The following is a 12,482-nucleotide window of genomic DNA, read 5'->3' as shown; positions in this document are numbered from 1 at the left end:
TAAAACATGTCAAGTCGAATTTTATTCTTTTATCCTGAAAACCCTTTAGAGAAAAATGCAGGAAACAAAACTAGGGTTTTAAGCCTATTGCATTATCTCAAATCAAAGGATTATGAAGTAGAGTTTGTAACCATTGATGGATGGGGGACTTTCTGGGAGGAGAAATCTCTTGAGGAATTTAAAAACAGCGGTCTGGTCAATTCCCTGTATGTTATTAAGAGAAAACCCCGTAAAAAAAACTTAGTCACTTACTTCTTCACTTATAAAATCTTTCACCTTATTTTTGAACTTAGAAAAGCAGGAAGAAACAGTATATCTGATCCTCTTACTTGGTATTCACGAAAAAGTTTTTTCGACTATCTAAAGTCCAACAATAAATTCGATTATGTTCTAATCAGTTACGCCTATTGGGCTGAGTTAATAGAAAATTGCCCTAACCTTGAAGGAGCTAAAACCATTGTGGATACACATGATTTTCTAACCGCCCAAAACAAAAACCAGAAAGGTTTCCAACTAGGAAAAACATTTGAAGAGGAAATTAGGCGCTTAAATTTATTTGATGAAATTTGGGCCATATCTCCTGATGAACAATACGTTTTTAGTCAATTCTGCTCAGACAAAACCAGATTGGTTCCACCCCTATTCGATAATCCAAACTTAGGGAAAGGCCTCACCAACCAAAAGAATATTGACCTAATATATGTCGCCAGTGATAACCCTCATAATCTAAAAGCTGCAAATTGGTTTTTCAATCAGGTATACCCATTACTTAGTAAAGAATTAAATATTACGGTAATAGGTAAAATAGGCCGTCATATTGGAGAATATACCAATGTAACGAAAGTTTCCTTTGCCGAGAGTTTAGCAACTTATTATAAAAGATCAAAAATAGCCATCTGTCCCATGCTTTCTGGCACTGGGGTAAAAATAAAAGTTATAGAAGCTTTTTCCTTTGGCTTACCTGTAGTCTGCAATACACGTGGAATAGACGGTATTCCAAATAAATTTGACAATGGCTGTCTTGTAAGTGATAATAAAAAACAATTTGCAAAACATATCATGACCTTGCTTACTAATAATGATGCATATATAAGACAGCAAAAGTTAGGACTTAGCACTTTTAATTCATTTTATAGTAAGGAAAGTATATATCCTATTTTAGATGAAGCATTCGGAATAAACCAAAAATCAATATGAGCATTTATTCCTGGATAGATAGACAAAATGAAAAGATATGTCTTAGAATCACTCATCAGTTTATTGCTGTGGGAAATTCTCTGCCAAAAAATGCATATAAGAAAGTGATGTTACTATTGTATAGGAAGAGGTTATTTCTGGTACTGTTAAGTCTTTTTTCTTTAAAAAGAAGTACTTGGAAAAACTTTTTCAAGATATTTTTCGCGACAAACTATTCAAAAAACTATTTCCCTGGGATCGAAAGAAAAACAACACGCTTGACGGAATTTTGGTGGACTCTTTTAGGATTTAACTATTTTGTGCCTGACAATCTCTATCCTTTATTAAGCGAAGAGCAAATTTTAAGTTCAAATAAACTTAACTTTCAAAATTCCAAAGAGCCTAAAGTCAGTATCATAATCCCTGTATATAACCATTTGGCCTTTACATATAATTGCTTAAAATCAATTAAAAATAATTTTTCAAATGCAATTGATTTTGAGATTATCTTAATAGATGATTTATCAAATGATGGGACCCATGAATATTTCAAGAGTCGGGCAACAGGCATTAGGTATATTAAAAACGAAAGAAATTTGGGGTTTTTATTATCCTGCAACAAAGCTGTAATTGAGGCAAAAGGTGAGTTTGTTTATCTTTTAAATAATGACACTCAAATTCAACAAAAAGCTATTGAAAGTCTAATCCAAACCCTAGAAAACAACCAATCTATTGGTTGCGTAGGAAGTAAGCTAATTTACCCTAACGGTTTATTACAAGAAGCTGGTGGCGTAATTTTCACAGATGCAAGTACCTTGAATTTCGGAAACTTAGACCTACCCAAATTGGTCAAATACAATATTCAAAAGGAAACAGATTATTGTTCTGGGGCCAGTTTAATGTTTAGGAAAAAGGACTTTAAGGATTTGGGGATGTTTGACGAAAGGTATATCCCCGCTTATTATGAGGACACTGATTTTTGCCTTGCAATCAAAAATCAATTAAAAAAGAAAGTGATCTATGATCCTCAATCTGTTGTTATCCATTTTGAAAGTATAAGCACAGGGAAAGAGGCCAAAGAAGGAAATATCAAAAACTTCATGTTGATTAATAGGGGAAAATTTAAAGAAAAATGGAAAAATGTTCTTCCCATTTATCGAGAAAAGCAGCAATATCAAAAAATCAAAAATCTATTTAAGGAAAGACCTCAGCAGGATTAAGTAATTCAAAATGTTTTTTTTAAAGAAAATTCCATCTAAAAAAATCGTCATCTATACCGCCATCTTCGGTAAATACGATATCATCAGAGAACCTCTTTTCCCAGAGGAATTACTTACCGAGGTAGATTTGATCTGTTTTACGGATAATAAACTATTGAAGTCCAAAAACTTTAAAATCATAAGGGTTAAAAGGCAGTTTGAAGATCCAACCATGGAAAACCGCTTTTATAAATTACAGCCACATAAAGTCCTAAATAAAAAATATGATTATAATATCTATGTGGACGCCCATTATCTGATCACCACCAAAAGTGTCCATGAACTAATATCAAAACACCTATCAGACAATACGCTGTTAGCCTTATTAAAGCATCCTGAGAGAAACTGTATCTATGAGGAGTTTAAAGCTTGCCAATTCTATAATATGGACAAGCCTGAAAAATTTATCGCGCAAGAAAAATTTTATAAGGCAGAAGGTTTTCCAGAGCAATATGGTCTTAATCTAGGGGGACTTCAGTTTAGAAAGTCAGACAATAGGTTGGAAGAGCTACTGGATTTTTGGTGGAACGAAGTCAATACCAGAAGTAGAAGAGATCAGCTGTCTTTTAATTATGCTATTTGGAAGCTAAACTTCCAGCATTTCAAAACATTGGATTGGATTCCAGAGAACAATCCTTTTGGACAATTGCAAAAACATGAAGAATTCGTTAAACAATACGGGCCCATCAAACGAAACTTCCACAAAATCCGAAGAAAGATATTCGGGTATTCCAAAAGACATATTAGGGACGAATAATCAAGCCATGAGTTTGGGTCATGGCTTGATTATTAAATTAATTCTATTCTACTACCGTTGGCACTTCATAATCTACTGAAAAGGTTGCCTCCGCAAGCTCATTGGTACCAATATGACGTAGTTCAAAACTGACTATCGCCCCATATTTTCCTTCTCCATAAATAGGGTCCTCAGCTCCGGATTCCAGCATGGATTTAAAATCTTCATAATCGTTTAATCCTTCAGAAGAAAGTGGGATTTCCAAACCATTCCAACCTCTTGAAACACTAACAATAAACTTGGTTTCTTCTAATAACTTTACTTGCTTATCAGTTAACACTTTATCATCCATTAATCCTAACAAAGCTGCTTCCACCTCTTCATAAGGGCTGGACGATTCAAAAAAGACAACAGCCATTTTTCCCATATTAATTTTGGACACATATACAGGGGTCATATCCTTAAAAGCTTCATCATCTGGAGACTCCTTTATCAGGGAAGAGCCAGTTGGGACCTCTATGTTATAGGAATAATTAATGGTTTCCGAAAAAAACATTCCTCTGCTTTTTCCATCCTTTTCCCCATATTTAATCTTATCAGCCACATCATTATTCAAAAGAAAAGCATTACCTCCCAACTCCATGTATAAATGATCCATGGAATAAATAGGCTTTACCCATTGTTCATGCGAAACAATATTTTCCTCTGCTTTATTAGGGGGAGTGGGATTTAAATAAATAGATGAATTTTCAAATTCTACGAAATTGCCATAGCTAGGAATCATCATTTGGCTGACAGGACTTGCCCCATCAAGACTTGTATGAATAGCAACTTCATTATAGTTATAATTGAAAACATAATCATAGTTTTCTTCTGAGATACTTTCCAATGTGATCAAAGCACCAGGAAATTGCATATAAACATCTCTATTCAATAAAGGGAATGAATGATATGTTGTCGATTCACTCTTTGTCTCCCAAACGATTTCACCTGTCTTATCAGGAACAATCTCCTGATCTTCTTTACAGGAAAACACTGACACAGCTAAAAAACTAACAATCAAAAACTTACGCATAATTAAATAAAACTTAATAAATATAAAATGTAATTTCTTCGCGAAACTACTTAAACTACCTGCTTTAGAAAACCTTTCAAGATTAATTATGATAAATGGTAATCTCAATAAAAAACCACACCCTGACCTGTTTCAAACTAATTTTTCTTAATAATAATGACAATTGAAAAATTTAGGGAATATTGATATTAAACTACCTTGTTTCAATATTATCAATCGATATCATAGTGATCTCGGTACTACCCATTCCGCAATAGGAAACTCCTGACAAATTATAATAGATAAACACTTCCAAGCCATCAACTTTATAGCGGTCCTTTAGGCTTTTTGGTTTATAGTTCTCTCCATTGATTTCAATCAACCAGCCACAGCCATCGACAGCAGGATCACCGGTATCCTTCACCATGCCTTCTGCTTTCAATAAGGGTCGATCATCATCTGTACATGCACTGAAAAAAACAACTAAAAAAAGAGCAATAAATAAACTAGGTTTCATATTTATAAAAATTTGATTTTCTTTTTTAAGTGACCAAAGCTGGCTTGGCGGGATAAGCCTGCAAAACTTCCTGATAGACATTCATGATATCCCTGGAAATAATACTTTGATCAAACCGAGCAATGTTCTTATATCCCTTGTCAATGAAATCAGCCCGATTATCCTCTCTTGAAAGTGTTTCCAAATGTTGGATCAATGCCGAAGGATCATCTGGATCACCATAGAGAGCTCCTTCTCCCCCTGCTTCATGAAAACAAGACCCCGTACTGGTAATCACTGGAGTTCCCATCCTCTGTGCCTCGATTATTGGAATACCAAATCCCTCGAAATAAGAAGGGTAGATAAATACATGGGCCAACTTGTACATGGCCGGAAGATCCTCAAAGGATACATTATGTAGAAAAATCACCTTTTCCTGTAAACCGTACTCTTCCACCATTGTCCTTAGTGTATTCACATAGGATGTAGCCCGTCCCACTACCACCAATGGCAGATTCCAATCATGTTTTTCCTTCATTGCCTTCAGGATCAATTGCACATTTTTGCGCTTTTCGATGGTGCTTACAAAAAGCAAATATTGATCAGGAAGACTATATTTTGACTTTACCAAATGAAGTTGTTCTTCTGTGACTTCTCTATTATAGTTTTCATGATATCCTTGATAAACCACCTTGATTTTGTGGACATCAATCCCCAAAAAGTTCACAAGATCTTCTTTGGTCTGCTGGCTGATGGCTATGACCTGATCGGCCTCTCTACATGACCTTTCCATCTTTAATTTATAGATCTGTACATCGATGGGATTAAATAATTCAGGATACCTGCAGAACAATAGGTCATGTACTGTTACTACATACTTGGTCGACTTATTCTTGATAAAAGGAATTTCATTGCTCAAACCATGGAAAATTTCCAGTTGATTGTCCAGGTGTTTGATTCCCTGAAACACACTTCTCCAAGCTCCAGAAAGAACAGGCAGCTTCCACATATCAGAAGGCAATACAATCCTTTGATTGGGATTTTTACAAGCGATAGCTATTTCCTCACTCTTACGCCCATAGTTAGGAGTAAATAAAAAATATTTATTTGAAGGAAAATTATCGCTTAGTGATTTAAGGATAAATCGGCTATAATTGCCCAATCCTGTAAAATTCTTAAAAGCACGCTTTGCATCAAATCCAATTCTCATTTGGTAGTAGTTTGTGGTTAGTTGGTTTCGTCTGCCAAATACATCAACAAGACGGAGATAAGTACGATATTGCTACAAACCATACTTAAATATCCTCAAAAAAATCAATCAAAGGCTAAACAGCCTCTTTAATAGACTAAAATTAAGCCACTTACAAGACTTACATTTATTTAGCGCTATACCAAAATCTATGCTATTTTTAATGGTGGTTCTTTAAAAATGGAATTTTGGAGTTAATTATTAGGACAAAATTAACAAAAAAATAATCTTTAAAAAGTAATTATGCGAAAGGGTTGAAATTCCTAATTCATGCCACGACTTTGAATCATGGCATGAATTATTTTGTATATTAAGAACAGATCATTTTTAAATTTCTAATCTTTTTTCAACTATGTTACCAAACAGATTGTATCACCTTTATAATCGAGGAAATAATCGTCAAAATATATTTTTTGAAAAAAGAAATTTCATCTATTTCCTTAGCAAAGCACAAACACATTTATTACCACATGTGGATATCCTAGCGTATTGCTTGATGAACAATCATTTTCATTTTATGATTAATACCAAAGTGAATTTTCAAAGAAGTAAATTCAGTAATGGTTTAAAAATAATGCTCCGCTCATACACAAGGGCTATAAATAAGGAACGTGGCCAAACAGGCTCATTATTTAGCCAGAACACAAAAATCAAACAATTAGAAACTCATGGCATGACCTCAAGTCATGCTATGAGTTCTGCAAATGCAGATAATTATCCCTTAATATGTTTTCACTATATTCATCAAAACCCAGTCCGAGCAAGTTTAGTAAAAAAAATGGAACATTGGGAAATGAGCTCATTTCAAGATTATGCAGGCTACCGAAATGATACTTTATGTAATAAAAAACTCGCATACCAACTATTAGATCTCCCAAGTTCCCCTATTCATTTCATAAAGGAATCTTACAAGCTACTTCTTGAGGACAATGTTTAACTTCATGCCACGACTTTGAGTCATGGCATGAATTATTTTGGAACTAAAAATTATATTTTCACTTCCGGATCATTGGAATATTGCTCCCAAAGTTCCTCTAATGTTTTGCCCGTGTACAAGCTCCAAAGTGTATCAGAATATTCCTTGTTTCGCATTTTTTCGTCCATACTCTTTACGAAATTTTTGTCGAAATTTTGGTTGATCCAAAGCAAAAATCTAGCTGTTATCCGATAACTGTTATGGTATTTATGTTCCGAATTAAAATCAGGCAAAGCCCAACCAGCTCCTTCATTGTCTACCCCATAAGCATAACGAACATAATCTGCAATCCCCTCCGTCAGCCAACCTGGCCCTGAACCTCCTGGATAAGCCTGTACCAAATGCATGCCCTCATGGGTAATCACATCCAAATCACTTGGCTTCTTTTCCAACCATTTAGAAGCTATGGTAATCTTACCATTATGGGCATATGCGACGCCATTATAAGCTGTATCAATTGTCACAGTGACCTCTTTAGTCGCTTCTTGATTGAAATCCTTGACCATTTTCGGATAGACCTTGAAAAAGGTCTTGATTAAACCTTCCTTAACCTCTTCATCTAAATCAGAATCTTGATTGATAAAGGTAAGCGTAAACTTTCCTTTTTTTAGTACTTCTTTGTCTTCAATTTCGCCTTTTGCTTGAAGACCAAACAATGTCATGCTGCTCAAACAAAGAGCTAAACTTAATCTTTTAAATTTCATGGTTTTTCTTTAGAGTTATTTAATAAAAATGGTAGGTCATCGGGGCTTATATATATTTGTTTATTAGGCAGGGAATCTATCTCCAAATTAATTTACTTTCACTCACAATATCGTTGCTTTTAAGGAAATTTTAGGCAAGTATCCCTTTTCCAATTTATCCTATCCATGTATTAGCTACCAAGGTTTTATTATTGATTTTCGCTGGCCATTTTAAATGGAATCAGGCTACCCATATTCTGGGCAGCCTGAAATCCAAAAACAATAGGAATAATTAAGCAATTAAGTAGTTTTCTTGGTGGTTATGTGAGTTGAAGTTCAAATAGCTTCTAAGTAGTTAGACAACGGTGCACAAATTAATTGTTAAACTCCACTGACAAAGGTTATTTCATCTCCTCTACCAAATGTGAGCATCCAATGTCTAGCCCCTGACTATTAATGCTAATAAAGCAATTTGATAAAATAACCTCCTACTACAGACCTAGCACGGAAATTCATCACCTTCGCATCTTTGGTTTCATGCCAATCACTGATCGGAACCCTGTTTGGAGTTTCATTGGCATATTTCCACATTGGTGCAATCAAAGCGTTAAAATCCTCCTGATTATCGGCCAAGGAAGCTGTCCAAAAGACCCAGTCTGATTTGGAATAGGTTTTTCTACTGTCCAAAGGCAAGCCATATTTTTCCTGTTTGGTCAGATAATAAGCAATTTCCTTATCGGCTACTTTTTCTGGGAATACATTTAAATCAAGAATTTCATCCCAAACCAAATTATACTTTTCACTCCATGTACCGGGAGTTTCAAAAGCCAAGGAATAATGATCACCATCATCGGCTAGCTTCATCCATTTTTTGGCCATGTCCCTTGCTTCATTGATATAATCCGCTTGGACATCCTTGTCCCCCATCATTCCTGCCATTTTTCCATATGCTGCCAAAGCTAAAATCGCCTTTACAGAGAGGTTGGCATTTCTGGCCAGGTGTCCAGCAAAATCATCTGTAGACAGCTGGTTGGCTGGATCAAAACCGCTTTTCCTCAGGTACTCTGCCCAAATGGTCAACACTTCCCAATGCTTTTTCGCATATGCAGGATCCTTTTCCTGATCCACTATAGCTGCTGTCAGCAAAAGCATATTACCTGCCTCTTCCACAGGCATATCTTCCCCATAGGTTTGTCCATTGGCGATGGGGTAAGTTCCTAAATCATGTGCAGGAAAAGGTTTCTTCCACCTACCACTCTCAGAATAATGAAAAATTCCATTCAACATGCCTTTCATCAAATCTGGATTATAGTGCAGGAAAATAGGAGCTGAAGGATAAGTTACATCCACCGTATTGATAGAGCCATTACTATTGTTTTCTTTGGACATAAAAAGCAGTTCACCTTCAGGACTTTCGACTAAGGTATGCGCAGCTATCGCTTGACGATAGGCCAACACACACATATCCGCATATTTCTCTCCACCGGCTTTTAGTGTTTCTTTGTACATCTTTTTATCAAAAGCGTCACAGCGCTTAGCGATGCTTTTATAATCATCTGCTGCTTTTTCTAATAAAGCTTCAAAACTTCCTCCTTCTGAGGTTTTCCACCACGGTTCCAAGTTTTTCCCGAAGTATTGGATAGCTAATTCTTCGTCATAACCAAGTAAAAACAATTGCTCCTTCGCTTTGGATCCTACACTTCCCATATTCACTTTGGTATTCAGCATTATCCCTCTGGACTGTAGCGCTCCACTTGTGGCATGGGCTTGATCCCAAGTCCCCAGAATATTTCCTTCATTATTTAGCCAATGCTGGGTATTTTCACCTTTTACAGTGGCCACATACAAATGTCCCCAGTCAATGCGCACATCATCACCCTTTCTGCCCAAAACATTTTGTTCAACTGTTCCGGCTTTCATGATATCCAATTTCCCTTCCTGATACCTAGAAGTAGCTACTTCTTGGCTAGGCTGATGGACGGCCAAATCCGAAGACACGCCAAGGGCGATCTGAACATCATGCTCTTTTCCATCTTTACTTTTGACTTCCGTGGTAATATAAGAAATGGGCCTTGCCAAAAGATCCAAGTCATCCAATAGCAGTGGCGAAGTGAAATTTACGGTCAAAGCTACACCGCCACAATCAAATTCATATTGAGTTTGGGTGGCGCTAAGATGAACTCCTGTCTGCACAGCTGCAGTAAGTTGCTCCATTTCAGGCTGAACAACTCCTTCTGCAAGTCCTAAATCCAACCATCTGCCACCTCCCGTATTTCTAATATGCACCGCCAGCACATTGCCTTTTTCTTTAAGGCCTTGTTTAATGTTTTGGGGAATCTCTATATAATCAAAGCGATGAATCCACCCCTTCAGTTGATAGATTTGCTCTCCATTCAGATAAACCTTGATATCATCATCATGCCTAATTTTAAGAAAAAGTTCTTTCAGATTTTTACTGTCTCTTAGATCAAAACTTCTTCTCAACCAAAGGTCATCTGAATTCCAAAAAGTGCCATCCATATCCCGACGATCAGTAAAAGGAGCCTGTCCTTTTTCCCATGCACTGTCGTCAAAACCTACTTGTTCCCAGCCAGATTTCGGCGCCTTTTCTGTATAGCTCATACTATAATCACGCTGATCGGTAGTAGGCAACACTGAATTGAAAACCTTAGATTCCTTACCTAAAAAGCGATAGGGTTTTCCATCCACCTTTATCAATCCCAAAAGACCATGATCGGCTGTTGTCCAGTGTTTTGGAGATGCTTGATTAAGCTGGTCATTCATGGACCAGATACTTAGATTAGGGTTATGGGTGATCAATGGATAAGCCGGTGCCCTGAGCGCTTCCTGCGCCAAAGTCTCCGTACCTATCATTAAGCCCAAACCCAAGGTGATCTTTGCAATTGCTTGCTTTACTCTTTTTACTCGTTTCATAGGTTTGATTTTCTAAAAGGTTTGACGTACTGTCCACAAAAGAAGCTTTGGTAATTTGAAAAAGGAAAACAATCTCCACAAAATTGAAAGCTTTGTAAATGATTTGATTCTAATCTCATCTTCTATAAGTTCTTCCTGACAGCATTGCCATGGTAAATAATAGTTTTAGTTAATTGATTGATATTTTTTTCTAATTATTTATTTTGTTTTTTGGGCTTGAAATTCTTTCAGATCCATTGGTCAATCTCCAAAATCATGCACAAAACACGCATTCACAGATAAAGCCTTTTGGGGAAAAAATCACCCCAAAAGGCTTTAAGAATTTGATGACACTTTCTTTAAAATAGCATCAACGTTGTTTTTATTTGATCCAAAGCTGATTTTTAGTCTTCTTCTTCACCTGACTCCTCTTCTTCCATTTCCTCAAGGGCTATCTTACGAATACGGTGATTCATCTGGTCACCAATATAAAAAGCCTTGTCCTCTTCACTGTAGGCAATACCAGATGGTCTATCAAACCTAGCCTCTTCTCTTAAGTCACCATCTACATAGCCCCATGGATCAGGGTTGATACTAGAGCTTCCCCTACCGGCAAAGGTGGTCACACTACCTTGTGGACTTAACTTACGAATACAATGGTTATGCTGATCTGTGAAATAAAAGTCATATTCATCAGGTTTACCTTCTGCAGCATATTCTTCATTTTTCACAAACACACCCTGATAAGGATTTCTCAAGCGGACATCCGAACCTACACCATCTTGGTATCCCGCTCCTCTCAATTGGCCACAAACCAAATAAGGCTGGTTAAACTGTTTCTTTTCCCAGTTATAATCAACTCGCAGAATGTAGTGCTGATTAATGACCATGATATAGGCATAGTTACCTGTAGGATGCATAAATATCTTATATTCCCAGCCCGGATCATGAACCACGAACAAGGTCTCATAATCCTTATCGCCAAGGCCTTCGCTGAAATATTTATTCAGGTCAAAGCGGAAAAACTGGCCTTTCTCGTAACTGTTGAAATACAGCTCTCCATTGATCGGATGTACAGCTGCTCCATTACACTGTCTGTACCTGGTCATGACTTCCCTGTCCTGCCATTCTTTATCACGGGACAAGCGGTAAGTTGCCCTGTCATTTTCTCCACCTCTATCTTCCGCGATGATCATATGCTGCCCATCAAGGGTGAAATCAATACTTCTAGGCCTGTCAAAATCCGAACGCTTTTTGGTCACCGTACTATCTTCCAAATCGATCAAGTACAATCCATTATTGAAGTCGAATACAGCCCATAGATGCTTAGGATTGAGCGGATCAAATTTGAAAAAAGAAGGTCTCCAAAAACCACTCGCCATGTCACTAGGGTCATCAGCCTTGAATTTACCATCTTTCCATGGTTCATCACCACGGTCATTTTTATACCCTACCAGCGTAGAAACCACCATTTTTCGCTGATAATTAAAATCCTTGCTGGAACTACCGGTAACCTCTCTGCCATCACCTCCAACACGCACTTCTATTTCGCCTCCAAAGGCTTGCCTTGGCACCAAACAGTACAATGCATCACCCTTAACATTGATTACCGTGGCTTCTTTTCCTCCTATAAACACCGAAACGATATCTGGATCATTACCAAAGTTCTTACCATAAATTACAAGTCTCTGTCCTGCTCCTCCAGATGAAGGGGTAAAATTAGACACCACAACAGGTTGAGTTGGGTCAAAAGCCTCTCCTATATCAAGCCCTTCTTCCTCAACTTGACAGCTATAAAAAAGCCCCAATAATAAAGCCAGCACCAAATTTAGTGTATAGCGGCCCCATTTTATATTTATCATATTTATTTGCATAATTTTTAGATTTAAAGTTCACAATACTTGACGAGCCTCTGCCCCACTTATTTCCGTATCGCTGCT

The 12,482-nt window shown here is 36.9% G+C and carries 10 protein-coding genes; 4 read left to right on the top strand and 6 right to left on the bottom strand.

Translation table 11 applies throughout. The features are described from left to right. Window positions 1–6 precede the first annotated feature (6 nt). The 3 genes from KMW37_RS08335 to KMW37_RS08325 are packed head-to-tail and all read left to right on the top strand — an operon-like array spanning window position 7 to window position 3,192. Window positions 7–1,197, top strand: a complete 1,191-nt coding sequence (locus KMW37_RS08335) for a glycosyltransferase (protein WP_215224154.1) — start codon at window positions 7–9, stop codon at window positions 1,195–1,197. Then, entirely contained in the window at window positions 1,194–2,396 is a 1,203-nt protein-coding gene (locus KMW37_RS08330; protein ID WP_215224153.1) for a glycosyltransferase family 2 protein, read from the top strand. Before KMW37_RS08335 ends, KMW37_RS08330 begins: the two co-directional genes overlap by 4 nt. A 10-nt stretch (window positions 2,397–2,406) precedes the next feature. Then, on the top strand, window positions 2,407–3,192 hold the full coding sequence (locus KMW37_RS08325) for a glycosyltransferase domain-containing protein (protein ID WP_215224152.1): 786 nt from the start codon (window positions 2,407–2,409) through the stop codon (window positions 3,190–3,192). A 43-nt stretch (window positions 3,193–3,235) separates the two neighbouring features. Here KMW37_RS08325 and KMW37_RS08320 read toward each other — a convergent pair whose 3' ends face one another. From KMW37_RS08320 to KMW37_RS08310, 3 genes are all read right to left on the bottom strand, one after another. Next, window positions 3,236–4,246, bottom strand: coding sequence for a thiol-activated cytolysin family protein (locus KMW37_RS08320; protein WP_215224151.1), 1,011 nt, complete (start codon window positions 4,244–4,246; stop codon window positions 3,236–3,238). 193 nt (window positions 4,247–4,439) lie between these two features. Beyond that, complete coding sequence (locus KMW37_RS08315; protein ID WP_215224150.1) at window positions 4,440–4,742, bottom strand: hypothetical protein; 303 nt, start codon at window positions 4,740–4,742, stop codon at window positions 4,440–4,442. 25 nt (window positions 4,743–4,767) lie between these two features. Further along, a complete protein-coding gene (locus tag KMW37_RS08310; protein ID WP_215224149.1) occupies window positions 4,768–5,931 on the bottom strand; it encodes a glycosyltransferase family 4 protein in 1,164 nt (387 codons plus the stop codon). Window positions 5,932–6,322: 391 nt separating this feature from the next. Between KMW37_RS08310 and KMW37_RS08305 the strand changes: the two genes are divergently transcribed. Next, complete coding sequence (locus KMW37_RS08305) at window positions 6,323–6,907, top strand: transposase (protein WP_215224148.1); 585 nt, start codon at window positions 6,323–6,325, stop codon at window positions 6,905–6,907. 50 nt (window positions 6,908–6,957) lie between these two features. On the opposite strand, the gene KMW37_RS08300 is transcribed toward KMW37_RS08305, so the two are convergent. The 3 genes from KMW37_RS08300 to KMW37_RS08290 form a co-directional block, all read right to left on the bottom strand. Beyond that, window positions 6,958–7,650: a basic secretory family protein gene (locus tag KMW37_RS08300; RefSeq protein WP_246581401.1), complete on the bottom strand. Its 693-nt coding sequence runs from the start codon at window positions 7,648–7,650 to the stop codon at window positions 6,958–6,960. Between the two features lie 438 nt (window positions 7,651–8,088). Beyond that, the gene (locus tag KMW37_RS08295) at window positions 8,089–10,563 is read right to left on the bottom strand and encodes a glutaminase family protein (protein WP_215224147.1); all 2,475 of its coding nucleotides are present in this window, start codon (window positions 10,561–10,563) and stop codon (window positions 8,089–8,091) included. A gap of 383 nt (window positions 10,564–10,946) precedes the next feature. After that, entirely contained in the window at window positions 10,947–12,404 is a 1,458-nt protein-coding gene (locus tag KMW37_RS08290; RefSeq protein ID WP_246581400.1) for an IPT/TIG domain-containing protein, read from the bottom strand. Window positions 12,405–12,482 lie beyond the last annotated feature (78 nt).

Origin of the sequence: Echinicola shivajiensis (genome assembly GCF_018642165.1) — a bacterium.
Classification (GTDB): domain Bacteria; phylum Bacteroidota; class Bacteroidia; order Cytophagales; family Cyclobacteriaceae; genus Echinicola; species Echinicola shivajiensis.
This window is presented reverse-complemented; position numbering and strand designations above follow the sequence as displayed.